Genomic DNA, 26,500 nt, shown 5'->3' with positions numbered 1-26,500 from the left:
AATAATAGATAAAGAAGAATTTAGCCAGAAAATAAGGAGCATAAACTGCGGATATACTGGCAGGAGAGATGAACTATGACTAGAATTGGGGCATGACAGATAAATCTTACAAAAAAAGACTGATATACCTGGCAATGATTATTGCATTATTAACAGTGATATTTCTATTTACACCGGCAGGCAGACTGCTCGATATACAGACTCTCCTGGCAAATAAATCGGCTCTGCTGGAAAGTGTACAGAACTGGTATCTCCCCTCAGTACTGATATTCATAGCCCTGTACATAGGGGTTGTAGCCCTCTCCATTCCCGGTGCTACGGTGGTGACACTGACAGGTGGATTTCTCTTCGGTCCTCTGCTGTCGGTTCTTTATATCAATATCGGTGCCACCATTGGTGCAGCCCTCATCTTCATAGCCGCCCGTTATTTCCTGGGAGAGATGGTGCAGAAGAAGTACAGCACACAGCTGGAAAAGTTTAACAGGGAGATCGAGGAGAACGGCAGAAATTATATGCTGACTCTCCGTCTGATTCCCATATTCCCTTTCTTTCTGGTGAATCTTCTATCCGGTATGACTACTGTCCCCTTACGCACCTTCATCTGGACCACATCACTGGGAATCATCCCCGGTTCCTTTGCCTATGCCTATCTGGGCTATGCGGGATCAACAATTGAGGCAGGCGAAGGAATACCCCCTCAGCTTATTCTGGCTATGGTGTTTCTGGGGCTCCTCTCTCTGATACCTGTTGTTAGAAAGAGAGTACTTAACCGTAGATCCGAATCAGAAGGCAATGAGAGTTAATCTCCCCCGGAACCGGACGAAATATTCTCATCCTTCTGAGCTCTGAGTATCCTGAAGAACCGTCTGATCCCTGTAATGATAATCAGAATATTGAAGATCCAGAGAAAGCCGAATCCTGCTGACGGAAAAATCAGCATCAATGAAAAGACCAGAAATGTCTCTGTCCGCTCGGCCAGCCCCGGATCATAGTGGATGCTCTTCTCTCCTTTATTGCTGAAAAGGGAACCCGCCAGCATAAAAGTGGAAAAATTGAAGATGACCGCACCCAGGAATACCATAACAGCCAGTGAGGCTTCCGGCTTTGATACGGCAAAGGCTATAACGAAAAAGACCTCAACCAATCTGTCAAAAATCATATCCATAAAGGCACCCGAGGGGGATGAAGTTCCGTTGAGTCTTGCAAGTGATCCGTCAAGAACATCAAGGAGCCCCGAAAGCCAAAGAAGAATCAGGGCGGGAATATACCAGCCCGGAAGAATGCTCAGAGCTGAAGCTGCGCCAAGAATCAGAGCAGCCACTGTCAGCTGATCGGGAGTCAGCCCCAGTTTCTGACAGCCCCGGGCCAGAACATCAAAGAAGGACTGAAAATATTTTCTTAACACGGAATCAATCATCATTAATCACCTTTTTTACTTCTGAACAATTTCTGCTGCCTCATAAAGGGATTATTTATAACCCGGTTCCTCCCGGATCAGGATGTTCCGCACACTGCCTTGAATGTGATATCCAGATCCTTTTCCTGTTCCAGCTGATTCAGACCGAGACGGATCTCCTGAACCGAGATAGACAGGGGCACAATAACATTAGCTTTCATTCTGAACAGTGGCGCCCCCGTCCAGGGTGCATGTGCTGTTTCAGTTTCCAGGTTTTCAATATTTATACCTTCCTGTCTGATAAAACGGGTCACAGAATGGATAATTCCCGGACTGTCCAGAGAAACACAGGTCAGAGTATAGGGGATTCCGTTTGAATCCTTTTCAGGCTGATTTGTAGGTTTGATTTCAATCCTCAGATTAATTTTCGTCTCCAGCTGATCAAGATCGCCCATCAGACTGCTGATGGCTCTTTTTTCACCTGACACAAGCATTATAACCGCAAACTCACCACCCAGGACCGACATCCTGCTTTCAAGAATATTCCCATGCTTTTTCTCTATCTCTGAAGACAGATCATCTACAATTCCAATTCGATCCTGTCCAACGGCAGTCAATACAGCCAGGTTATTATTCATAACATCCTCCGCATCATTTATCAGATTTTATATATTTTTTTTTCAAACAAGAAATCATATTCAATTTTCGTCTCTGATGATAATAATTTCCAGAACAATTTAACTGGAAAAGTTCCGCTTAATCAATCAGGATTAAGATGTACATAAAAAAAGTTGATATAATAACGGATCAAATCCGTGGAGGCCACTAGTGAAAAAGAAGTTCTTTCTAATTTTAATGATATGCCTGTTAAGCATACCGGCATTTTCCGAGCAGAGAATTGAGGAAAAAGGATTTATTCTAGTCTGGGAAACAGAAGCAGATAAATTGGTCGTGACTCTCAGTGCCGAGACAACAGGATGGATTGCCTTCGGTATAGGGGCCACATCTGTCATGAGAGATGCCAATATCATAATGCTCTGGGTGGATGATGAGATGGGAATCGCAATGGCGGAAGATCATTTTGGAACAGGCAAGTTCAAACATGCCAGTGATATTGATCTTGGAGGCAGTCAGGACGTTCAGGTTCTTACAGGAAGACAGACAGAGGATACGACAGAAATCACATTCACAATTCCTCTGGATTCTGGAGATGAATACGACACAGTACTTGAGAGAGGAGAGGTCTACAGACTCCTCCTGGCTTCAAACAAGAGTGACAAAATCACCTGGAAACATAATAGTAAATACGCAGCTGATATAGAGATTCGATAATCTCATATTACTGCCACAGCTTTATTACTGCCGGTTTCACCACCGGCAGTGAATCTTTTAATGACAGCCCCCGGTCTTTCCATTACACTGAAGATTCCAGGGGGGACTATTCATGAGTCTGAAAGAAATACCGATGTGGCATAACCAGGTTCACAGAATACTTAAGGCAGCAGAGGAAGACGGGCGTAAGGAACTGTATGAGTTCGAAGTCTATCAGATTCTGGAAGCCATGGATCTTCAAACTCCCCGCTATCATTTTATCCAGAGCGAAACAGAGATAAACCGCAGTCTTCTCTCGGAATTCGGCAGCAGCCGTATCGTAATGAAAATCGTATCTCCCCAGGTTGCCCATAAGGAAAAACTGGGAGGTGTAAAAGTTCTGTATAAGGACATTGATTTTCTCAAATACTCTTTTCAGGCAATGCGTGAAAGATTCAGGGAACAGGACATTCCCGTTGCGGGTGTACTCCTTGTGGATTTTATAGAATACAGCCCCGAACTGGGGAATGAGGTTATGATCGGATTCAGAGAGAGCGAGACCTTCGGTCCTGTAATCTCCTTCAGTAAGGGAGGTTCTGATGCCGAACACTTCGCCTCTCATTTTTCAGCCCCCAATCTGGTGCTCCCTCCTCTGAACAAAGAGTGGGCCAGAGCCCTCCTCTCCTCAACGGATATTCATAAGAAGTATATACAGGAGAACAAGGGAGACTACCTTGAACAGATAATTGATGTGGAAATGAAATTCAGTGAACTCTCCACCCTCTTTTCCAACTTTTTTGATGGGGATGATGAATTCTACTTCAGTGATTTTGAAATCAATCCCTTTGTTTTTGATCCTGATCACAGACTGATTGCCCTGGACGGCTATGCTGTATTTGACAAAAAAAAAGATGTACAGAAAACAGAAATACCATCGGCTGAAAGCCTTGATGCCTTCTTCCATCCACGGGGTATCGCAGTAGTAGGTGTCAGCACGAGCGATTCCGACAGGCCGGGAAATATAATTGCATCCAACCTTCTAAAACTGGGAAGAAAGGATATCTATTGTGTTAATCCCAAGGGCGAAGAAGTTCTATTGAATGGTGAGAAGGTAAAACTTTATAAGGATCTGAAAGAACTGCCGGAATCTGCAGAACTTGTGGTAGTGACAGTTCCCGCCGCGGCAGCACCGGCTGTGGCTGCCCAGGCGGCTCAGACCGACTGCCGGGCCCTGCTGCTAATCCCCGGAGGATTCAGTGAAAGCTCCCATGATAAAGGACCTGAGGAAGAGATACTGTCACTCTGCCGAAATAAGGGAATCCGGATTATGGGTCCGAACTGTCTTGGTATTGTCTATGCAGGCTGTGCCCCTGCAGACGGCAAGCCGGGAAGCAAAGGAATAAATACATTTTTTATTCCTGAAAAGAAGTTCAGAGTGGATCTGTCCAACAAATGTAATATGGCACTCTTCAGTCAGAGCGGGGCTCTTGGACTTGTTGAACTGGCACAGCTGCGCCATGCGGTGAGTCCAAAGGTCGTTGTGAGCTATGGAAACCAGTTGGATGTCGGTCCCTGTGACCTGATTGCCTACTGGTCTAAAGATCCTGATATCAGGGTGATGGGTGTATACATCGAAGGATTTGCCGATGGAGACGGACGCCGCTTTTTCGATATCGCCTCTCAGGGTCTGAAAGATCGAAACTTCGCCCCTATTGTAGTGTATAAGGCCGGACGAACCCTTGAGGGAAAAATGGCAACCCAGTCGCATACGGCCAGCATGGCTGGTGAATATGCTGTTGCCAAAGCAGCCATGAAGCAGGCAGGGCTGATTGTTGCGGATACCATGGCCGACCATCTTGGATATATCAAAACCTTCTCTATGCTCACCGACAAAAAAGCCTACGGTATGCGCTGTGCAGTTGTGACCAATGCGGGCTACGAGAAAGCCAATGCCGCTGACAACCTGGGACGCCTTGAGCTGGCGGAACTGGATAAGGAGTGCCAGAACAGACTGAGCGAAATACTCCCTGATTTTGTAACCGTTGAGCCTCTCCTGGATCTGACCCCCATGGTGGGAGACAAGCTCTTTGTTGAGTCCATAGAGACTCTCCTCAACTCGGATACGGTAGACTGTCTTCTTGTGTCAATTGTTCCTCATGCAGGATTCCTCCATACAACAGATGAAGAAATTGAAGCCTATCCCGACCATATTGCCGCAGGAATTGTGGAGCTGAATAAAAGAATGGACAAACCTCTTATTGTTTCACTGACGGCCACATCGGGTCTGGATTCTGAATATAACAGGATGGGACAGATTCTTGAGTCTGGAGGAGTCCCCGTATTTTTATCTGCCGAACAGGCCATGAGAAATCTTGAAGAATTTGTAAGGTATCATAAGATCAGAGAGCAGAACCTGCTGGAAGAGTGGATACGCTAAGCCCCCTTCGGTTCACAGGATTACTGATTTTTACGCTCAGGATAAGCCAAATGGCTGAAACCAAACTCCTGCATCCCTTCTCCCCTGATTCCCCTGCCCTTCACTTCAAATTCCGCAAAGGTTTCGTTTACCTCAAACTGACCGTCTGCGACAAACCAGGAATGACTGCCCTCTCTGGCATTTACAATCAGAGTAATTATTTCATCCGAATCCATGACCCTGAAGCTCGTTTCGTAGTTTTTGGGAACAATTGAATCTTCTCCGATTTGACTCATATCAGAAGCATAGGAGATTGCCCTGATGCCGTCTTTACCTCCGGCCCAGCCTGATACAAGGTGACTGAAGGTTTCACCATAATTCACAGTGGTGTAGATAATATAGTTATAGCTTTTTCCGTGGATAACTAGATCCTCGTTCAGACTGATCAGGTTCCAGATATAGCGCTTGATATAGAGCCAGTTTCTTTTACCCCAGGATCGGTCCCGAAACCCCCTTAATGAGACATTGAGGGCTTCACCGTCTCCAATTTTCACAGTACCCGTGGAAACACCGCCGCGTTCATAGCGGTCGGCTCCCTCAGCCCTGAGTTTTTCAAAATATTCACGGCTCCATTTCATCTCTGCCATGGCCTTGCCGTAAGCCCGGGGATCTCTGTGCTCACTCATCAGATAGTGGGGAGAGTCTGCCTTAAAGACAAACTGGACATGAATATCCTGATTATCAGGCTCACTTTTTCCTTTCCAGGTGATTTCGTATTCACCCTCATTCAGAACCCGGTATGTCACTCCGCCTTTGGAGAGGCCGCTTTTATCTGCAGGAGAGTTATCAAAAAACTGCTCCCTGTTGTAATAGATCTTTCCCTTTACATCCAGCCAGAACCAGACTTCAGTGAGTTCACCGTCATCCCGGAACCCCAGACGTGTGAGGTAACCGACTCCCTGCTCTGCATTAAAGCCCTGGAATACAAATGAATCATTATAATCCACCCCAGTCTGGGAAGTACTGGGGGGTATTCTTACATCCACCTGGGAATAATCACTTATACTCCTGTGATCCGAAGCACCCTTGCGGATCATAAGTTCGGCAAGCTTATTTTTAAGACGGCTGCCTCCGTCAGGACGCAGACCGCTTTTATCCACTTCGGGGAGTACCAGGTAAAGCAATACCAGGATAAGAATGACAGGAATAATCAATAGTATCTTCAAAACCGAACCTCACAGACAATGTTTGAAAATAGTTTAAACCAATATTCCTAACTAGTCAGTCACTTTCATCCTCTGGAACAATCTCCTCGCCCTCACGGTTACCCTGCTCACTGTCTTCATGCTCATGCCAGCGGGCTCTCATTCTATCTTTAAATTCTTTCTTGAACTCATCAAATCCTTCATTGTCATGTATATGAGGAGGTCTGCGACCGGGGCTTCTGCCCTGTCCCGGGTGAAAGTGGGGAGCTCTTCTGCTGCTGCCATGAGCACCTCCGCCTTTAAAAAGAAGATGACTCAAGAGAATCAGCCCCCATGCCTGCCAGTAGCCGATCATCGGAAGTCCGAAGATTTCCGGCATGAGCCAGTTCCACAAAAGCATCAGTACCCAGCCGAAAAGCAGCGCCAGAAAAGCTGCAAAAATCAATGCTCCAACTCCGAATATGATTCCCTTTCCAAGGGGTCTTATTTTTTTGTAATCTATCATAGTGTAGCTCCTGTATTTGTATTTTCATCACACCAGTGTCCCGCGAAATTACTCATCATACGGCCTGAACTACCAAGCAGTAATACAGCTGTCAGCAGAACAAGTGCCGCCGTAATAATATTTTTTAAACTTCTCTCAATTTTCATAGTATATAAGTTCCTCCCATACATCAGAAAACTCATTCAGAGCCTCTGCCAGAAGACGGAGTGCCTCCCTTTTCCTGGAGAGCAATGTCCCCATAGGAATATCCCACTCCTCTGACAGCTCCCGGAAGGTTTGTCCCTCAAGAGCCTGTGCCACAACAACTCTGCGCAGTTTGTCAGGCAGTGCTTCAATGGCAAAATCCAGGGTCTGCAGAAGGCTGTCCCTGATCAGCCGGTCTTCAAGATCCAGCTCGGGGCTGACAAGAAGCTCAAGCAGGGATCTCTCCTCCAGAGTCTCCTTATCCAGACTCAGAATCTGATTCCGTTCTCTTTTTCTATACCAGTCAATGACTTTGTTATGTGCGGCTCTGAACAGCCAGGCGCTCTGATCCTCTACTGCAGCAAAGGTATCCAGATTTTTCAGAACCGATTCATAGAGGTCCTGAAGGAGATCCCGGGACTCCTGGTGGTCACCTGTTTTGCTGAGGAACAGACTGAGCAGAGGCTCTTCCTGTTTATGTAGTACTTCAGTCATTGCTGCACTCATATACCTAAAGACGATTATACACCGGAGATTATTTATAATTATTTAAAAAATTGTGTAAATAAAAAAATAGAGCCTGCTCCGGGCATTTATGCTGGCAGCAGCCGGCCCAGCCATCAATCATCAAAAAAAGCCCGGATTCGAATGCAGAATCTGCAATGAATCCGGGCTTCAAATATCCTGAAAGGGAGGATTATTCGAATTTTTGATTATCCCCCGGCTTCAGCTCGAGGTCCTCTGCGTATTCCAGCTTAAAATAACAGTTATACACTTCCCATCGGGGATCGCCTGAAAGGGCGTAAAACATTTTCTTCCTGGCGGTATCTTTCAGCTTCAGATCTTTATTAATTATATTGTTGATCTGCCCGGCATCATCCATCCGATACAGCTCATCTCTGCTTGAAGTGCTGTTATAGCTGTAAAGACAGGCTTCACCCTCTTCTTCAAAGACCAGTCCTACACAGGGATTGGGCATGACATGGTTCCACACATCAAACATCACATGCTTGTCATCCGGTCTGCTTCCGCTTTTCAGAGTCTCAAACAGACTCACACCGTCAATTCTTTCATGAATTTCCAACCCTGCAGCCTCACAGACTGTGGGGCAGATATCCAGCAGGGAAGAAGGAGTATCCACAACCTTTCCCTTCGGGACAGTCTGACTCTCTGCGGGTTTCAGATATAAAGGGACCTGCATTGTCTGAGGATTCAGGTAGGCACCCTTATCAACACAGCCCTTTTTACCATTCATTTCGCCGTGGTCGGCAGTGAAGATTATCATAGTATTATCATAGAGGTCATTCTCTTTCAGATAACCCAGCAGCCTGCCCAGCTGTTTATCCATAATTTCATACTGCAGCTGATTGGCCACAAGGTAATCCTCAAGATCCTGACGATTCTTCATACCCCAGTTCTTTCGATAGAGATCATATACCCTGGGATCATCTGTTTCTGCCGGAAATCCGTCGGCCTCCCATTGAAGCCAGCTCTCTGGAAATTCAATGTCCTTTCTGATTTCAGCTTCCCTCTCTTCCCATCCTCCAGGAATGGCAAAGGGCTGGTGAGGACCGAAAAAGTCCAGCTGCATATAAAAGGGAACAGATTTGTTTTCCCTGGTATCCAGTGTGGATATTGTCCTGTCCACCAGGAATGAGGGATAAATAGCATCTTCGGGAAAGGGTTTGCCCTTCTGATCTGCCAACCAGCCCCCATAGGAGTTACCATTTTTCTCTCCGTCCCAGCTCATCCCCCGGATCTCTTTGGAGAAGGTGAATCTGGAAAGACCCTTATTCATCAAAAACTGAATAAAGAGATCTTCGTTGTACCAGGGTGGAGACCAGCGATCCCAGGGAGAACAGTTCTCACCGAAAGCCCGCATAAAGTGTTCGGTCCCCACATGAGATTTGCCGATGTGCCGGCAGTGATAACCCATGGATTTCAGATACTCGGGCCAGATAATATCTTCAGAGCGAAGATGAACCGCATGTCCATCATGAGCCCGCTCGGAGTTTCCCGTAACATAGGAGAAGCGTCCCGTAAGAATGGAGGTTCTGGAGGGTCCGCATAAAGGAGAGGTGGCAAAGGCCTGAGAAAAGGATACACCCTCCTGTGCCAGGCTTCTTTGATGGGGAGTCTCCATGGAACGATTTCCATTATAAAATTCAGGAGGAACCATATCCATGGTAACCAGTAGGATATTGGGGTTCCCTTCCAGACCATCATGACAATGGGACCCTTTACCGGTTAACCCGTCTATATAATCATTCATAAGAAATTACCCCTTAACAGCACCGGCTGTCAGACCGGCAACCATATAGCGCTGAAACAAAAATATTAGAATAAACATTGGAAGCACACCGCAAACAGAGACTGTTGTTACCCTGCCCCAGTCATAGGAGACTTCTCCCAGAAACTTCATGGCAATCCCTGCGGAGAGGGTACGCTTATCATCAGTAAGAATAAAAGTGATGGCAAAAAGGAAATCATCCCAGGCCTGCATAAAAGTATAAAGGCCGATAGCCAGAAGACCTGGTTTTGCCAAAGGCATAATTATTGATATAAAGGTCCGGAATCTTGAACAGCCATCTATCCTTGCCGCCTCTTCAAGAGAACGGGAGATATCATCAAAAAATCCCTTGATAAGAATTACAGAGAAAGGAATCGTAATTGCTGAGAGAGAAAGCATCAGACTCAGCCTTGTATTAATCAGATTCAGATTTCTGAAAATCATATAAAGAGCCAGAATCAATCCTACGATGGGGAACATCTGAGTGGATAGAAGGGCTGTATTTACAAATTTGCCAAAGCGGGTGGAATATCGGGACAGTGAATACCCGGCTAAGGAGGCTGCTCCCAGGGTTATCAAAGTAGTTCCGATGGATACCAGAAAGTTATTATTCAGATATAAGGCAACTGAATTATCCTGAAAGATTCCCACATAGTGTTCCAGCGTGAAATTCCTGGGAATAAACCGAGGGGGGAATCTGTATATATCGAGGTTCGACTTGAATGATGTAACTATCATCCAGTAGATAGGGAACATAAGAAAAAGTCCAAGGAGAATTACAATGGCAAGAGCCAGAATTTTAACGGGTTTAATTTTCATTTTCATATTAATACTTCGCCTCCTTGAAAATTCTGTTATACAGGAGAGAGAAGACAATAAGGACAACCATCCAGGATGTTGCAACTGCTGCACCGACACCGAAGTTAAGGTTAACAAATGCATTTTTATAGGTGAGGATTGCCAGAGTTTCGGTTCGGCCCATGGGACCACCGCCTGTCATGGTCCAGAACAGTGGAAACTGTTTAAAGTTGGTTATTATGGTAACAAGAATACTGGAGCGGATCACATTCTTTAGAAAAGGAAGTGTGATGTGCCGGAATGTCTGAATCTTGGAAGCACCATCAATATGGGCGGCTTCATACATCTCCGTCGGGATTCCCTGAAGCCCTGCCAGAAGCATGATAAACATAAAAGGAAGCTGTCTCCAGATTGCAGCCACACCGACTGAAGCAAGAGCTGTATCGGGATTCACAAGAAACCCCACAGGCTCGGCTATAAAATGAAGCTTCATAAGTATGAAGTTCACAACACCATATTCCGCCTGAAACATCCATGACCAGAGAAGGGCAACAATAACTGTTGGAGTTCCCCAGGGCAGGAGGGTAAGAGTTCTGGTCAGGCGTTCGCCCGAAGATCCCTTGTTCATAAACAGAGACATGATAAGTCCCATAAGGAAGACTACCAGTACAACCAGAATCATAAACTGGAATGTGATACCAAAGGCGTTCTGAAGCTTTCCGGATTCCCAGAGGGATCTGTAATTGTCAAAGTCATTCCAGACCAGAGGTATCTTCTTACGGGTCAGCTTGAAATTAAAAAAACTGTAGAATACAGACTGTACAACCGGAAGGAATATAAACCCTCCGACGATGAGGATAGAAGGCAGGAGCAGAATTGTTCCGAATACCTTGTCTCCGGTTTTACTTTTGAGTGTCATAATTGATCTCTATTTAATTAGGATTAGAAAACTGCCCGGAGCCGAGATTCCGGACAGTTCCTTAGAATTATTTTAGAAGAAACTTAAGCTCTTTATCAAGATTAACAAGGGCTTCATCAGCAGACATGCTGCCCACAGTGACAGACTGAGCTGCAGTGGTCATAGCCAGAAATACATTTTCCATTTCAGGATTTTTCTCAATGGAATGGATTGTATCGGCATAAGTCAGGACAGGAGCAATTCCTGGATTGGACTGATAACCGGGATTTCCATCAACCTGATCGGCTTTGGGGAAGAGAAAGGGTGCAATTTCCACATACTTACCCATCTGCTCAGGACTTGTGGCAAACTTGATAAACTTAACCGCAGCTTCTTTGTTGGCAGAATCTTCTGCAACCAGAAGCATGTGAGCTTCAAGTGAAGAACCTGCAGGCGCACCTGCACCACTGAGAGGATTGGTTACACCAACACTTCCCTGAATATCGGGATTGATAGCGTAAGCTCCACCGATTCCCCAGAGGGTATCAAAATACATTCCCAGTCTGCCGATGGCAAAAAGGTTTCTAAGATCTTTCAGTTTGGCACCTTCGGGATTGTATTTAGATGCGTGCATATCTTTAAGGGCTTCAAGAGCTGCCTTATTACCGGCATTGATTACATCAATATTTCCGGATGCGTCTCTGAATCCTCCGCCGTAGCTGAAGAACATTGATAGTACAGCACTTCCTGATACAGGAACGGAGGCAGTGGACTGTCCCAGACCGTATATAGCATTTCCGTCTTTATCTTTAAGGGCGGAGAGTTTTTCGGCATACATCATGGCTTCTTCATAGCTGGCAGGAGCCTTATCAGCAAGTCCTGCTTCTGCGAAAAGAGCCTTGTTATAGAACATAACGAAGGGGCTGGCGATCCAGGGAACACCGTACACCTTGCCGTCCACTTTCATATCTCCAAGAATGGCAGGATATACTTCTGCCAGATATTCAACACCAAGGAGATCATCGAGTTCAGCAACATAACCACCGTCAACAAAACTGGAGTACCAGCCTCTTTCACTCTGAATGATATCGGGAGACTGACCGGCATTAGCCATAATCAGAACCTGTTTCTTAAGTTCACCATAGGGGTAACCCGCAAATTCGATTGTAATTCCGGGGTTGGCAGCTTCAAAATCTGTTTTAAGAGCTTCAAAATAATCACTGAACCTGTCTTCACGGACACTCCAGCTTGCCATAGTCAGTTTGACATCTTTAGCTTCTCCGCTACCTGCAGCGGCTTCCTGCTGTCCTGCCGCAAAAGCGGAAAAACTTAGAACAGCAAGAAGAACTGTTACTAAAATTCTTTTCACAATAGACTCCTTTAATTTAATCATATGCATTCGAATACATTTTATGCATACGAATACATTTTATGCATACGAATGCATTAATGTCAAGGAAATCTTTTGTTTGATTTAAACAGTGTTTCATGGTATAAATTCAAAAGGGAGAAGGATAATATGTATACGAATACATCAAGAGGGAGCATCTAAAATGAAAGTAGACAGTTATCTGATAGCCAAAATAGTGGGTGTTTCCCAGGCAACAGTCTCCAGGGCCTTCAGCAATCCGGACAAGGTATCAGCCGCAACCAGACAGAAGATTATGGATGCAGCAGAGTCCATGAGCTATAAGCCCGACCGCAATGCCAGTGCCCTCCGCCGTAAAGGTACCAATACTATCATGCTGCTCTATGTAAAAAGAGGCAGTGGTGACTACTGGACCAATGTAAAACGTAACTACTGGATCTACACTGAGGCTCTCCTCTCTCTCACAGCATTCTTTGAAAACCAGACCTACCTGTTTGAAATAAAACAGGTTAACTCCATATTCTCTCTGAACGAGTCTGAAATTAAAGAGCATTGTGATGGAGTTATTGTTTTTGATTATGTAACAAAAGAAGAATCTGCCCACATAGCCGACTGGAATATACCTTATGTAATCTGTCACCGCTCTATTCAACTTGAAAAGTACAACCACTCAGCAACAGACAATAAAGCAGGAGGACGGATTCAGGCGGAATACCTGAAGGGACAGGGATGCATGTCACCGGCCTATATTATGGACGAAGAAGATCCCTTTACTCATGATCTGCGTAGAGAAGGATTCAAATCTGTATTTCCCGAGGCAGTTATCATAAACTCCTCTGACCCGCAGAAAATAAAGGCTGAACTGATAGGCTGTATAGAAAATAAAACAATTGATTCCATTGCTTTCGTTAATGATATGCATCTTGTTAAAACCGTGATCAGGCTGTACCGGAAAGGATATTCACTGCAGGACCTCTACCCTCTTATCGGCTACGACAACAGTACAGAACTTCTGGTTCTGGATAGCAAACCTGCATCCATCGACATAGGAATAGGGAGCATCTACAGTGATGCGGCAGAAGAGTTACTAAAACTGATAAGAGGAGAAGCAGAGTTTATCAATCTGGTACATGAGCCGGAACTGATTCCTCCTCCCGGAGATTAACTGAAAGCTTCAACAACCGGCTTGAGATTATCCCATTGTTCTTTATGAATAGGTCCACTCTCTTTATTGATTTTCTCCATCATTTTACGGATAAAACCACTGTAGTCTTCAGGAATGAAGCGTCCCCCGGCATGAACAGACAGCAAGGCATGGGATCTTAAATCCTCTGCAAAATTCTTTTCAAAAGGGAGTTTATATTCTTCCTGCTCCACACCAAGCCCGCCCAGAACAAAGGCAATTTTTTTCGTCAGCAGCTGCTTTGAGTTCTTCTTTGCAAAGGTTTTGATCTTTCTCGGCTGTGATCCGGCCCGGAAAGCTCCGCAGAGTACAACAGCATCATATTCTGTAAGATCCGCCTTACTTTTTGAACCGAGATCCAGCAATGCACCGCTGCTCCCCAGACCTTTCTGAATACGCTCAGCCGCTTCCTTGATAAATCCCTTACCTGAATAATAGACAATCAATGTTTTCATTCCAATATCCTCCATTTTAGGGACTTTTCCCTTTTAAAGCAAAATAAACGAAAGAGCCAGCACAACAGAAATCGTAACCAGCCCCTGTATTAATGTAGCCACAGTGATTGTCCTGTAGGCCGTTTTGACATCCATACCGGCAAACTGAGTGACCACCCAGAAATAGGAATCATTGGCATGGGAAACAACCATGGCACCGGCTCCAATACTCATTACCGTCAGGATTGATCCCGTCGGGCTGTTCAGCCCAAGGGAAGTTAGAAGTGGAGCTACTATCGCGGATGTTGTAACAAGTGCCGTTGTTGAAGACCCCTGTGCTGTCTTCAGTACAGCTGCAATAAAGAAGGGAACCAGTATCCCCAGGCTCCATCCACTCATGGATTCCCCGATCAAAGCAGCTATGGATGTGGCTTTGATGATGGCACCGAAGGCACCACCGGCTCCTGTGATCAGTATAAATGGTCCGGCAATTTTTACCCCCTCTCCGATCCAAACCATAAGAACCTCTTCATTAAGTTTGGGAGCGAGCCTTAAAGCAAAAAGAAAACCGAAAAGAAGGGCCATAAGGGGTTTACCCAGGAACTGCATGATTTGAATTAAAATCCCCGGAGATCCGGGTAAAAAAGAAGCAAAAGTTCCCAGGGCCATAAGTAAAATGGGTATCAGAATAGGAGAAAAGGACCAGAATGCTGAGGGAAGCTCACCATATTTACTCTCAATCCTGTTCTCCTCAGTCTCCAGGTCAAAGAGAATGGCTTCTTCGTTGTCCCTGTCTTCCTGTATTTTTATTTTGCCTCCGATATATCGCGCCCAGATAATGCCTGCAGCCATAGGAAACAAAGAGATAAATAGACCGCATATGATGACAAGTCCCAGGCTGTTTTCCAGCCCCAGATTAGCTGCAGCGGCTATGGGTCCGGGTGTAGGAGGGACAAGAGTATGAGAAGCATAGAGCCCGGTAGAAAGAGCAACACACATCATCACTGCAGAGACATTCGCTTTTTTAGTCACTGATTTTCTCAATGCTGAGAGAATGATATAACCTGAGTCACAAAATACAGGAATGGAAACAAACCAGCCGATTATACTCATGGCAACTTCAGGATGTTTTGGTCCTGCAGCCTTTATTAAGGTATCAGCTATTTTAATAGCAGCTCCGGATTTCTCAAGGAAAACACCTATTATGGTTCCCAGTACGATGACAATGCCGATATAGGCCAGGATATTTCCAAAACCGTTCCTTATTGTAGATTCGACTTCTGTGATGTCAAACTGCCCCAGAGCGGATGCTCCCAGACCGACAAAAAGTGAAGCAAATATAAGAGCTATAAATGGATGAATATTATAAAAAGAGGTTGCAACTACAATCAGAGCGATAGACAGACAGAACAGCAGTATCATTAGAAAACCCATTTTGCTCTCCAAAACAAACAGTAAATAATCCGGGTAATAACTCCGGTTTTTCATATTAACATAATTTGATTATACGCGAGGATAATGAATCGTTCATAAATAAAAAAAGGAGAGCCTCCTGAGAAGCTCTCCATACACTCAATTAACTACATAAATCTAAAGCAGGAATAAGGAAAGAATAAACACCACGACTATACCGACGATTCCCTGTATCAGGGTTGCCATAGTCATTGATTTGTAGGCTGTCTTTACATCCATACCTGTGAACTCTGCAATTACCCAGAAATAAGAGTCATTTGCATGAGACACTGTCATTGCTCCGGAACCGATACTCATAACAGTAAGTACGGAACCCATTGTGGAATCCAGCCCGAGAGATCCAAGGAGTGGAGCCATAAGAGCTGAAGTTGTAACAAGAGCTGTTGTAGATGATCCCTGAGCAGTTTTCAATGCGGCTGCAATGAAGAAGGGAACAAGAATACCGACACTCCAATTACTCATGGATGCACCAAGATAGGCAGCTACGGGAGTTGCTTTGATGATGGCTCCGAATGCTCCACCGGCACCGGTGATCAGAATAATGGGTCCTGCGATTTTAATACCTTCGCCGATCCATTTCATAAGAACTTCTTCATCCAGTTTAGGTGCAAGACCGAGTGAGAAAAAGAAACCTACAAGAAGGGCCATGACAGGTTTTCCAAAAAACTTGAAAAGGTTGGCAATAAAACCGGCTCCCATCAGATCTCCGGGAAAAGAAGCAATGGTTCCCAATGCAATAAGTAAAATAGGAATCAGTATGGGGGCGAATGCCATAAAAGTTGAAGGTAATTTACCATATTTCTGTTCAATTAATTCTTCTTCAACCTCAAGTCCATTTGCGAAAAAAGCTTCATTATCATAATCTTCCTGTATTTTAACTTTTTTACCAATAAATTTAGCCCAGATGAAACCGGCAATCATGGTGAATATGGAAACGAAAATACCTACAAGGATAACGAGTCCGAGACTGTCTTCAAGTCCCAGGTTTCCTGCGGCTGCAATTGGACCCGGTGTGGGGGGAACCAGTGTATGTGAAGCATACAGACCTGTTGCCAGGGCTACACTCATCATTGTTGCAGACACTTTTGCTTTCTTGGTAACCGACTTACGCAGAGCCGAAAGAATTACATAACCGGAGTCACAGAAAACCGGAATGGAAACAAACCATCCGATAATACTCATAGCCAGTCCAGGACGCTTGGGTCCTACTATTTTCAGGATAGTATCTGCCATTTTGATGGCTGCACCTGATTTTTCCAGGAATACACCGATGATGGTTCCCAGAACGATGACTATACCGATATAAGCCAGGATTCCACCGAATCCGCTCCTTATGGTCGCTTCCACGGCCATAACATCAAACTGACCCAGAGCAGAAGCTCCCAGTCCTACAAATAATGCTGCAAAAATCAAAGCAATAAAAGGATGCAGTTTGAAAACTGATGTTGCTATTACGATCAATACAATTGATGCAACAAGCAGTAAAATCATTATAATTCCCATTTTCTAAAGTCCTCCAGTATTTTTTCTGTACTACAGATACAAGATTATATGTCATTTAATTAGCAATAATCCAAGATTACAAGTCAAAACGCCTAAACCTGTACTACAGGTTCGATATTATCATGAGATTCTTATTAATGCAAAAAAAACTTTCATTTTTTTTATGATGTGGTGAATAGAAGGATTTCGGAAGTCTATTATCTGGACGGAACCAAGATATATCTCTGGAATAAACTTGAGGATTTAAGAGCGATTCAGACTGATAAGACTACATGACGAAATAGTTTCAGAGAGTATTGAAGAGCCAGGGATTCCATCTTTTCTTATCTGTTTCACTGATAGAATCCTGAGGTGCATTGAAGATGGATCGTTTAAGATGCCTGACCGTATAAAGCACAGCCAGTTCCCGGTCATTTTCTTTTATACCTTTGTAAATACGTTTGTGCTCTATCACCAGCTTTTCAAAATCCTGATTATGATATTCTTTCTTTGAATTGTTCTTCAGCAGATCCCAGATAAGCTGGTTGAAATTATGAAGAAGGAGATTCCCGGAAAGCAGGGAGATTGATGTATGGAATTTCCTGTCCAGCTCAAAAAAAGTATCTTTATTGTTAACTTCCTTCACCATTGCCTTCATGGCATTATCCAGCTGTTCATAGTTATTCTTTTCATGATTGTTAAGACAAAGTTCGATACACAGCTTCTCAAGAGCACATCGGATCTCCATTATCTCATTGAAATCAACAGTATTGAATTTCAGGGTGGGTAGTACAACATTCAGAAAGTTATCCATACCCTGCTCGGTAACGTAGGAACCACCGCCCTTTTTCTTAAACACAAGTCCTATGGCAGATAGTTTATCCAGAGCAGCACGGACAGGTCCCCTGGAGACACTGAACTTGGCACACAGCTCAGATTCCGAGGGCAATTTATCCCCGGGATTCAAAGTTCCCTGGATGATTTTTCCTTCTAGATAATTATAAATAGCTGTGCTTTTAGGTTCCATTATTCTAAAGATACAGGAAAAAAGATGAAATTTACAAGCTAATGAGAGAAATCAGCTCTTCTTACTTATGTGTTCCCTCAATATGGGGAGGAGATTATCAGAGACTGAACCGAAAGTATTGAGTGGCGGCCCCTCCACTTTCAACCAGAAGGAGAACAGCTCAGCAGCTGGTTATTTTTAGAATTTGTCTTCTCATTGCAGGGCCGCCTGCTCTATAGTTTAAAAGAGAATCAAGCCCGTAGCTTATCCAGATTTTTTTTGATACTCATATCATGGGACCAGATCCCGGCAACCAGTTCACAGCCATAATCAGGACACTCAGCGCAAGTGTTAAATCCTTTATCAAAAGCACAGCGGCGGATACCGCACACCTTGCAGTGACTGAAAAGGGTCTTCCCGTTTTGACAGCCCTCACAGTTTATTCCGGCTGGATCAATATCGACTCCGAACATTCTGGACCACTCTTCGGCTGTCTTATTCCTCAGTTTGTCATTATTTGTAATTGTAGCTTTGTAAGCATTGCATTCATTGCAGTCTATACCGCATTTTCCCAGATTCTGTTCCATAAAAAACTCCTGTAATAAAAGATAGTTCATCATAGAGGGCAATCACTGACATCAGTCTGTCAGTGATTTATTTTTTCTTATAAAACTTTCTGATCTGCGGATCAGTTCACTACGGAGATTATCCGGATGGAGAACAGTTAGGTGCTCTCCATAACTGAGAAGATAGCTGTAGACCCATTCATCAGGAGGATAAGAGACTTTAACTTCAAGGCTTCCATCGACATTCTCTATGATATTATCAGAGGAGAAATACTCTCTTGCTTTAGCACTGCCCCCGTTCGCGATGTGAAGATGTATAGATTCGACCTTCCGTCTATCATGAAGATTATGTTCGGGTCTCCATTCAGGAATGTGATCTTCCCTTAAGGAAAATTCTTCCTCCAGAACCTCAAGATTAAGAATACGGGACACTCTGAAAAAACGATAGTCTTCTCTGGTTCTACAAAAGGCCAGCAGGTACCAGTTATTTCCACGGAAAAAGAGTTTTAGAGGTTCAGATATTCTGTTGAGCCCCTCATTATTTAGATTTGTATAGTCAAATCTGATGCATTTTTTTCTGTTAATATTCTTATAAAGAATCTGTACATTATGACGAATGTGATTCCCCTCACCCCAACCAAAGAAATCTATCTCAAGATTCTGTCGGCTGTCCTTCTGAGACCCCAGGGAACTGACTTTTTCAACCGTCTTGCGGACAGCAGCAGGTTCAAATACAGCCTCCAAACCCTTCAACCCAGCTATCAAGGCCAGAATCTCATCAACCTTGAAAACCTGCTTCTCCAGAGTAAATCCTTCCATAAGTGAATAACCACCATGGACACCGGGTTCAGAGACAATGGGAATACCAGCCAGACATAGGGTCTCAATATCTCTATAGATAGTTCTTGAGCTGGTTTCGAAATAGGCAGCCATCTCCGATGCGGTAATTTTATTCTTTTTTAACATCAAAAGAATCATAGAGAGAAGACGGTCGATTTTCATTTGATCAAGTCCTCCCAGGTGACAACCTTATTCCTGCCTGTATTTTTTGCCGCATACAATGCCTTGTCGGCTTGGTCTAAAAGAGTTTTAATTTCCAGAGATTCCGATGTATCCCAGCCAGCGACACCCAGACTGATTGTCACAAAAATTTCAGTTCCATCCGATAAAGCCATCACCTTATCTGAAACAATATTGCGCAACCTCTCAGCAATGTCACGAGCCAGCTGAATATCAGTATCCGGTGTTAAAACAACAAATTCTTCGCCTCCAAACCGGGCAAAAAGATCTATACTTCTCATCGTTTTCTGACAGCTGGCTGCTAAGCTCTGGAGCACCTGATCACCTATGAGATGTCCATAGGTATCATTGACCCTTTTAAAATGATCTATATCAAAGATGATAAGAGAAACAGGGGTTCCAAATCTTTTTGCACGGCCTACTTCTGTTTTAGCAGTTTCATCAAAGAAACGTCTATTATGAATATTTGTGAGAGGATCAGTGACAGCTAAGCGTTCCAGTTTCTGTGCACGAAGCCTCTCAAATTCAGCCTGTTTCCTGGCAGTTATATCCTTTGCAATTCCCTGAAATCCCATAAACTGCCCATTTTCATCTTTCCTCTGAGTAACATTCACGAGCATACTGATTATTTTTCTATTTTTACTCATCAACTCAAGCTCAAGGTTTTTTACATATCCCTGTTCACTCACCATCTGTTGATAAAGGGAAATATCTTCTGGATTGACCATTATATCCTGAACAGACTTGTATTTTAATTCCTCTGCTGAATATTCCAGAATATCTTTACAGGCTGGATTGATCTCTTCAATAATACTGTTTAGACCAGTGAGGAAAATAAGATCCTTTGATTCTTCAAAGATGCTCCGGTATTTTTTTTCGCTATGTTCCAGACTGATATTTGAATCCTTGAGTTCTGCTGAAAGGGATTCAATATATCCGAATGATTTCAAAGATCGGGATGCCAGGGAAAGAGCCTGTACAAAAATGAATGATAGAAATCCGAATGAAGAAATCATATCTATAGGAAATAAATTGGAGAGTCTGATAGGATCAATAATTCTTTGCAGTATCAGTGTTTCAGTAATCACAGACATGAAGAAAAGAAATGCTGCAATAGTAAAATAAAATGATCCCTCACGCCTCTTCATTGTGATTCTCACAAGAAAATAGAAATAATAGAGAATTTCGATATTCCAAACAAACTGATAAAAGGTGGAAGTATAACTGAGGGTCATGGTGTTTAGAAAGAATAGAATAATTGAGAAAATGATACCTACTCCGGATACTGAGTAAAGAAACCAATTATGAATATCTTCAGGATAGAGGCTATTAATAAACAATACAAAGAAGATCGGTGATAGAAAGAAAACGAAATATTCAATTCTGATAGCCGCTGTCCAGCTTATCATAGGGAAAAGACTAAGCAATGTTCCCTGATTCGTTACACCCAGACGGATTGCTGCAAAGAAACAAAGTGCTGCAAAGAAGAGTGAAGCTTTATTCTTTCTTCTAAATACGTGTGTCACTAAATGGTAAATAGCCATAATCATCAATACACCAAATGAGAAAGCCTCAAGAAACCAGTTCCACAGCTGATACTGGTGAATGGACTCCGCCCCGCCTAATAACAGACTATTACGGAACCCTCCCTTACGGTGCTGGTTGTTTGATATCTGCATGACGAAATTGAGTGGTGAACCATCAGATTCAAAGAATAGAGTGACTGGTACTTTCTCTTTAAGGTCTGAATGGGATTCTTTGTTCACTCTGCCCTTTTGAACAAGCAAACTGCCATTCAACCATAGAGCATAAGCACTGCCTTCGCCCTCAATGAATAAACCATAGATTTGACTTTTATCAGGTGGGAATAGTTGAAGGGAGTAAGTGGCATATCCTTCAGAAGGAAGATTTTTCTTATCAATTTCATAACTTGTCCAAATTTCAGGTACATTCACAAACAAGGCTCTGTCAAAAGAATCAACTTTTTCAGGTTCTAGAATCTCTTTCCACCAAAAAGCCCATTCACCTTCCAGATTTATATTTCCATTTTCTTCGAAATCCCAATTTTGTAAATTAAGGACTCCCTTTTGAGCCTGTTCCACCTCAAGGGGAGGAAAACGATCGGAGCTGCAGCTGCTGATCAGGAAGAAAGTGAAAAATATAGCTAGAACAACATAGATTGTTTTAATAGGCCCGCCCTCTAAGAATAGATATTGAATAATCCCTGCAGTACAGATTTGACTGTTTGAGAACTCAGCCATAATAAATTATAGCACCATTTTTTATAAGTGGGCAAAAGGGGATGCCGACCGTAAGAGTATTGACAGAATCATGGAGAGGAGACCAATCAACTTATATAAAATCAGATTTTCACTATTTTGCATTTGACAGCTCTGTATATTAAAATTAATAGATGATCAGAAAAAGGGAAAAGATATTCTCCATAAAATATAAACTGACTATATATATTTTTGTTGCCAGTTTGTCAGTTCTTCTCATAATGAAAATGACTGCCCCTCTTCTTCTGCATAGAGAATTCATAAGAGATGCAAAGAGCAGCCACTATTCTTATTACTCTGATCTCATCTCCCGGTTTATCAATGAAAACAATGAGTGGGGAACTCCTGAAACAGCCTTACTGTTCTATCAAACAATGTCCCAACCCTTTAGGGGTCTGCCATTTCGTCCACCCTATGAAAATGAAGACATTGAATCTCCTCTCTCCTTCAGGATTGGCTTGACTGATTTGAATGGGAACATATTACTTCCTTTCAGAAATCACAAACCGGGAACCAGGGTGTCAATCCGCGAATTAAGACAAGGTGATACCATTTCAATCGAAGGGCAGATTATGGCTTATGCCTTTCCTGATAATTCTCCAACGATTTCAAGGGAAGATCTTTTTATGATCGCCAGAATAAACAGTGTGATTAATTTCGGATTCTATATATCACTTGCAGTTGCACTGCTCTTTGGATTTACTTTTGGAACTATATTAACCCGTAACTTAAGAAACTTGAGATTAGCAGCAGAGAGTCTTAAAGAAGGATTAAAAGGCCAGCAGATTAATAAAATTAAATCACGGGATGAGATAGGTATTCTTGCAAGGGTTCTAAATGAAATGAGCCTGGAGCTGGAAAAATCTCATAATAAAATAAAAGAATTGGCTGTCACTGATGAATTAACCAATCTATATAACAGAAGGTTTTTCAATGAAGAACTGAGTATAATAATACCCAATGCACGACGGTACAAGCACAACTTGTCTATAGTCCTGGGTGATATAGATTTATTTAAAAAAGTTAATGATAATTACTCACATCAGATAGGAGATATTGTTCTTAAGGAGATAGCTAAAATCTTAAAAGAAGGTGTGAGGGAAGGAGATATTGTAGCTAGATACGGTGGAGAAGAGATGGTTATAGCCCTTCCTGAAACAGATTCAGAAAAAGCCAGAATCACCATTGAAAGGGTAAGAAATAATATTGAAAACCATAACTGGGAAACAATAGCACCGGAACTTAAGGTCACAATGAGTTTTGGGATTTGTACAGAATGTGCCCCCGAAAATTATGAGGGAATGCTGGCTATTGCAGACAGCAGGCTTTATGAAGCCAAAAAAAGCGGACGGAACAAAACCATCAGCTGAGAAATGACATCTGGATAAAGGTAATTAATTAGCTTAAAATTAAGTTGTTATCGTTATATGTTTCAGTCGGACCATGGAAGGATAAAGACCATGCTGAAGTCACTGAAAATAAGAATCCTCTTTGGTATCCTGGGAATAGTTCTGCTGACAAATATTTCTAATATGGTCCTGGTACAGAAAGCCACTGAAAAAGTCTTATCTAAAGCTCAGAAAGACAATGCTCATAATCTGATAAATACGGTTATCCTTAATGTAGAAAACGAATATAAAAGTATTCTGTTTCACAAAGAATCCTCCCTGGAACGAAGAAAATCTGAACTGAAAAATCTCAACAATATTGCAGTAACAATAATCGAAGGATTTTATAACGATTCTGTTAATGGAATACTAAGCGAGCAGGATGCCCGGCAACAGGCTGTTCAAGTCATAAAACAGCTTCAATATGATGGTGGTGTAGGGTATTTCTGGATCAATGATACGATGCAGCCCTTTCCCCGTATGATTATGCATCCAACTATTCCCGAACTTGACGGCATGATCCTTGATAGTCCTGATTTTGATAAGGCTCTTGGAATTGAGAAGAATCTATTTGTTGCCTTTGTTGATATCTGTCTTGAAAATGGTGACGCCTATGTGGATTACCTATGGCCGAAACCCACACCCGATGGTTTGACTGAAGTACAGCCTAAAATTTCATATGGCCAACTGTTTAAAGAATGGAACTGGATCATCGGAACCGGTGTATACATTGACGATATTGAAGAAGATGTTCAAAAGCGGATAAGCGCCGTACTTGAAGAATTGAAGGATACATTTTCCAGAGTTGATATCCCTGAAAGTGGATATATGTTTATTTTCAGCGGAGATAAACAATATCTGATTCACCCATTACTAGAGGGGACTGATGGAAGTCTCAGGATTAATCCGGCCACTGGAAAACCTATCATGGATGAATTGATAGATGCATCCGGAACTCCGGAAATACCATATGAATATATATGGAACAAACCACAGCACGAGGATGAATACAGATTCTGGAAAATGGCCTATATCAGCTATTTTGCCCCCCTTGACTGGTATATCGGATCTTCTATCTATACAGATGAGATTGCAAATCCGGCCCGAGCCTTAACAAGACAAATCATTCTTTTATCTCTTATTTTCATTGCTGCCGCCATAATACTCTCACTTCTTCTATCTCAGAGCCTGACAAAACCCCTACAGAAACTGACGATTGCTGCCCAGGAAATTGAAAAAGGCGGCAACCTGGATGGACAGATTCCCATAAGCGGTACGATGGAAACCATGGAGCTGGGAATTATTCTGGGTAATATGATCAAATCCATAAAAAAGACAGGTGATCAGTTGAGACAGGCTCAAAAAATGGAAACAGTGGGAACACTGGCAGGTGGTCTGGCTCATGACTTCAACAATATGCTTGGTGGAATTGTGGGAACACTCTCCCTCATAGAAATTAGACTGGAGAAGGATGGAATCGTTAACAAAGAGACTCTGGAAGAATATGTGGGGACTATGAGAGAATGCAGCTTCAGAGCCACAAGTATGGTTCAGCAGCTTTTGTCTCTCTCCAGAGAGCAGGAAATGAGTCTGACTCAGGTTGACTTGAATAACATAATAAAAAATGTCATGAAAATTTGTAAAAACTCCTTTGATAAATCAATCCAGCTGAATCCTATATACACAACTACACCATCTATCATCAAAGCCGATGCGACCCAGATTGAGCAGGCCCTGCTTAACTTCTGTATAAACGCCGAACATGCCATGACCCTGATGCGGAGTAAGGGGGAGACATGGGGAGGGACTCTTACTGTCAGCATTGATGAGCTGACAACTGATAACTTCTTTTGTAAGATTCACCACGAGGCTCATCTGGGGACTTATTATGTACTTTCTGTGAAAGATACAGGAGTGGGAATGGATATGACCACCGTTGCCAAAATCTTCAATCCTTTTTTCACTACAAAGAAGACAGGCGAAGGTTCAGGATTGGGACTCTCAATGGTTTACAACATCATAAAACAGCATGATGGTTTCATTGATGTTTGTTCTGAACCCGAAGTCGGATCAAACCTGAAAATTCACCTCCCTGCCCTGAGCATGGATCAGATTAAAGAAATGAAAAAGATTACCCGGAAAAAACTCCCCATTGGTAAAGGACTTATTCTTGTAGTTGATGATGAAAAGGCAATGCGTAAAACTGCTGAAGAGATTCTCACAACCAATGGATACAGAGTGATCCTTGCCAAAAATGGTATGGAAGGATTGAATATATTTAAAGACCACTATGCAGACATAGATGCGGTGCTCCTTGATATGGCTATGCCCGAAATGTCAGGAAAAGAGTCCTTCCTGGAAATGAAAAAAATTGACCCTGAAATAAAGGTTATTCTGACCTCTGGATTCAGGCATGACGAGAGAGTGGATGACTTAATGGCAATGGGTATAAAAATGTTTGTCCAAAAACCCTATACTTTTGATAGTCTGATTGAGGTGTTTCATAGACTTTTCAATTAATAATGATCTTTGGCGATTATCCTTCCGCAAGTCTCTTCCAACTCTATTTTACATGATTTAATAACAGACAGTGCCGATGTTTAAATAAGGAGGATCATAAAATCATGAAAAAGATTGTCTTCATATTATGTATCCAGGTACTTACTCTATCCATGATTCAGGCTCAGGACAGCTCAAAGCGTATATCCATTATCAGCTCATTAGCGTCCTCCGATGTTCCGGAACAGAAGGTTGAAGCCCTCAGGAGTATTGAAAATATTTTGAATGAATCTTCCATGGGAGAAGATGAAGCGGCCATTCTGAATATCCTTTCCAATTTGTCATCAGAGGGAATTACAAACGTCAAAAGGAGTAAAGGAGTCATACAGAATGATTTTCCTGCCATCCGTTTGGAGGCAGTCAGACTTCTTGGGAAAACAGAAAGCCCCGATGCCATGAAGATACTGGTTGGGGTACTCAAAAATGATAATAATTTAACTGTGATCTCAGAAGCATCTCTGACAGCAGCAGGTCTTGAATCTGCTTCATGGGCAGCTTTAGTTCCCTACTACTTCAGGATAATAAAGCTGCAGAAAGAGGCCTATAGAAATAATCAACTGATACAGGATGTTCTGACAGCTATCAGGATTATTGCAGACAGGGATGAATCCATTTTAAATGATCCTAAAATCATGGAAGGAATAGTCTTTATTGCAGAAGAAAATCAGGGTTTATCCAAAAGGACCGTCTCTCTGGCTGATGAGTTAAAAACCAGAAAGCTAGCAGAATAAAAGTTAAT

24 protein-coding genes are annotated in these 26,500 nt (G+C 42.9%); 7 read left to right on the top strand and 17 right to left on the bottom strand.

The window, feature by feature from the left end; all coding sequences use genetic code 11:
- Window positions 1-92: 92 nt before the first annotated feature.
- On the top strand, window positions 93-803 hold the full coding sequence (locus DV872_RS00485; RefSeq protein WP_114627863.1) for a TVP38/TMEM64 family protein: 711 nt from the start codon (window positions 93-95) through the stop codon (window positions 801-803).
- Here the strand turns inward: DV872_RS00485 and DV872_RS00480 are convergent.
- A complete protein-coding gene (locus DV872_RS00480; RefSeq protein WP_158546766.1) occupies window positions 800-1,417 on the bottom strand; it encodes a CDP-alcohol phosphatidyltransferase family protein in 618 nt (205 codons plus the stop codon). The genes DV872_RS00485 and DV872_RS00480 overlap by 4 nt on opposite strands.
- Window positions 1,418-1,494: 77 nt before the next feature.
- Window positions 1,495-2,034, bottom strand: coding sequence for a glycine cleavage system protein R (locus DV872_RS00475; RefSeq protein WP_114627861.1), 540 nt, complete (start codon window positions 2,032-2,034; stop codon window positions 1,495-1,497).
- Between the two features lie 190 nt (window positions 2,035-2,224).
- Between DV872_RS00475 and DV872_RS00470 the strand changes: the two genes are divergently transcribed.
- Together DV872_RS00470 and DV872_RS00465 are read left to right on the top strand one after the other, a co-directional pair.
- Window positions 2,225-2,728: a DOMON domain-containing protein gene (locus tag DV872_RS00470; RefSeq protein ID WP_114627860.1), complete on the top strand. Its 504-nt coding sequence runs from the start codon at window positions 2,225-2,227 to the stop codon at window positions 2,726-2,728.
- Between the two features lie 112 nt (window positions 2,729-2,840).
- Entirely contained in the window at window positions 2,841-5,144 is a 2,304-nt protein-coding gene (locus DV872_RS00465; protein ID WP_114627859.1) for an acetate--CoA ligase family protein, read from the top strand.
- A 20-nt stretch (window positions 5,145-5,164) separates the two neighbouring features.
- On the opposite strand, the gene DV872_RS00460 is transcribed toward DV872_RS00465, so the two are convergent.
- From DV872_RS00460 to DV872_RS00430, 8 genes are all read right to left on the bottom strand, one after another.
- The gene (locus DV872_RS00460) at window positions 5,165-6,349 is read right to left on the bottom strand and encodes a hypothetical protein (RefSeq protein WP_147283075.1); all 1,185 of its coding nucleotides are present in this window, start codon (window positions 6,347-6,349) and stop codon (window positions 5,165-5,167) included.
- Between the two features lie 55 nt (window positions 6,350-6,404).
- Window positions 6,405-6,833: a hypothetical protein gene (locus DV872_RS00455; RefSeq protein ID WP_114627857.1), complete on the bottom strand. Its 429-nt coding sequence runs from the start codon at window positions 6,831-6,833 to the stop codon at window positions 6,405-6,407.
- Window positions 6,830-6,979, bottom strand: coding sequence for a hypothetical protein (locus DV872_RS26440; protein WP_158546765.1), 150 nt, complete (start codon window positions 6,977-6,979; stop codon window positions 6,830-6,832). The genes DV872_RS00455 and DV872_RS26440 overlap by 4 nt, the downstream gene beginning before the upstream one ends.
- Entirely contained in the window at window positions 6,969-7,511 is a 543-nt protein-coding gene (locus tag DV872_RS00450; RefSeq protein ID WP_158546764.1) for an RNA polymerase sigma factor, read from the bottom strand. The genes DV872_RS26440 and DV872_RS00450 overlap by 11 nt, the downstream gene beginning before the upstream one ends.
- A gap of 202 nt (window positions 7,512-7,713) precedes the next feature.
- Complete coding sequence (locus DV872_RS00445) at window positions 7,714-9,288, bottom strand: sulfatase (protein WP_114627855.1); 1,575 nt, start codon at window positions 9,286-9,288, stop codon at window positions 7,714-7,716.
- Window positions 9,289-9,294: 6 nt separating this feature from the next.
- Window positions 9,295-10,131, bottom strand: coding sequence for a carbohydrate ABC transporter permease (locus DV872_RS00440; protein WP_114627854.1), 837 nt, complete (start codon window positions 10,129-10,131; stop codon window positions 9,295-9,297).
- Window position 10,132: 1 nt separating this feature from the next.
- Window positions 10,133-11,023 (bottom strand): carbohydrate ABC transporter permease, encoded by an 891-nt coding sequence (locus DV872_RS00435; RefSeq protein WP_114627853.1) that lies wholly within the window; start codon window positions 11,021-11,023, stop codon window positions 10,133-10,135.
- A gap of 67 nt (window positions 11,024-11,090) precedes the next feature.
- A complete protein-coding gene (locus DV872_RS00430; protein ID WP_158546763.1) occupies window positions 11,091-12,371 on the bottom strand; it encodes an ABC transporter substrate-binding protein in 1,281 nt (426 codons plus the stop codon).
- A 184-nt stretch (window positions 12,372-12,555) separates the two neighbouring features.
- Here DV872_RS00430 and DV872_RS00425 point away from each other — a divergent pair, with 184 nt between their 5' ends.
- Window positions 12,556-13,536: a LacI family DNA-binding transcriptional regulator gene (locus DV872_RS00425; protein ID WP_114627851.1), complete on the top strand. Its 981-nt coding sequence runs from the start codon at window positions 12,556-12,558 to the stop codon at window positions 13,534-13,536.
- Here the strand turns inward: DV872_RS00425 and DV872_RS00420 are convergent.
- From DV872_RS00420 to DV872_RS00390, 7 genes are all read right to left on the bottom strand, one after another.
- Complete coding sequence (locus DV872_RS00420) at window positions 13,533-14,009, bottom strand: flavodoxin domain-containing protein (protein WP_158546762.1); 477 nt, start codon at window positions 14,007-14,009, stop codon at window positions 13,533-13,535. The two genes, DV872_RS00425 and DV872_RS00420, sit on opposite strands and share 4 nt — an antisense overlap.
- Window positions 14,010-14,042: 33 nt before the next feature.
- Entirely contained in the window at window positions 14,043-15,422 is a 1,380-nt protein-coding gene (locus DV872_RS00415) for a GntP family permease (protein ID WP_114627849.1), read from the bottom strand.
- A gap of 156 nt (window positions 15,423-15,578) precedes the next feature.
- Window positions 15,579-16,964, bottom strand: coding sequence for a GntP family permease (locus tag DV872_RS00410; RefSeq protein ID WP_199563405.1), 1,386 nt, complete (start codon window positions 16,962-16,964; stop codon window positions 15,579-15,581).
- 286 nt (window positions 16,965-17,250) lie between these two features.
- Window positions 17,251-17,970: a FadR/GntR family transcriptional regulator gene (locus tag DV872_RS00405; RefSeq protein ID WP_114627848.1), complete on the bottom strand. Its 720-nt coding sequence runs from the start codon at window positions 17,968-17,970 to the stop codon at window positions 17,251-17,253.
- A 230-nt stretch (window positions 17,971-18,200) separates the two neighbouring features.
- Window positions 18,201-18,536, bottom strand: coding sequence for a DUF3795 domain-containing protein (locus tag DV872_RS00400; protein ID WP_158546761.1), 336 nt, complete (start codon window positions 18,534-18,536; stop codon window positions 18,201-18,203).
- A gap of 51 nt (window positions 18,537-18,587) precedes the next feature.
- Window positions 18,588-19,517, bottom strand: coding sequence for a YafY family protein (locus DV872_RS00395; RefSeq protein WP_114627846.1), 930 nt, complete (start codon window positions 19,515-19,517; stop codon window positions 18,588-18,590).
- Window positions 19,514-21,796 (bottom strand): diguanylate cyclase, encoded by a 2,283-nt coding sequence (locus tag DV872_RS00390; RefSeq protein ID WP_114627845.1) that lies wholly within the window; start codon window positions 21,794-21,796, stop codon window positions 19,514-19,516. Before DV872_RS00390 ends, DV872_RS00395 begins: the two co-directional genes overlap by 4 nt.
- Before the next feature lie 665 nt (window positions 21,797-22,461).
- On the opposite strand from DV872_RS00390, the gene DV872_RS26435 reads away from it, so the two are divergent.
- From DV872_RS26435 to DV872_RS00375, 3 genes are all read left to right on the top strand, one after another.
- On the top strand, window positions 22,462-23,184 hold the full coding sequence (locus DV872_RS26435; RefSeq protein ID WP_158546760.1) for a GGDEF domain-containing protein: 723 nt from the start codon (window positions 22,462-22,464) through the stop codon (window positions 23,182-23,184).
- A gap of 90 nt (window positions 23,185-23,274) precedes the next feature.
- Window positions 23,275-25,722, top strand: coding sequence for a cache domain-containing protein (locus DV872_RS00380; protein WP_158546759.1), 2,448 nt, complete (start codon window positions 23,275-23,277; stop codon window positions 25,720-25,722).
- A 104-nt stretch (window positions 25,723-25,826) separates the two neighbouring features.
- Window positions 25,827-26,492 carry a hypothetical protein gene (locus DV872_RS00375; protein WP_114627842.1) on the top strand — a complete coding sequence of 222 codons (666 nt, stop codon included), beginning with the start codon at window positions 25,827-25,829 and terminating at the stop codon, window positions 26,490-26,492.
- Window positions 26,493-26,500 lie beyond the last annotated feature (8 nt).

It is taken from the genome of Oceanispirochaeta sp. M1, from assembly GCF_003346715.1.
Taxonomy (GTDB): domain Bacteria; phylum Spirochaetota; class Spirochaetia; order DSM-2461; family DSM-2461; genus Oceanispirochaeta.
Note: the sequence above shows the minus strand (reverse complement) of the source record. Positions and strands in the feature narration are given on the sequence as shown.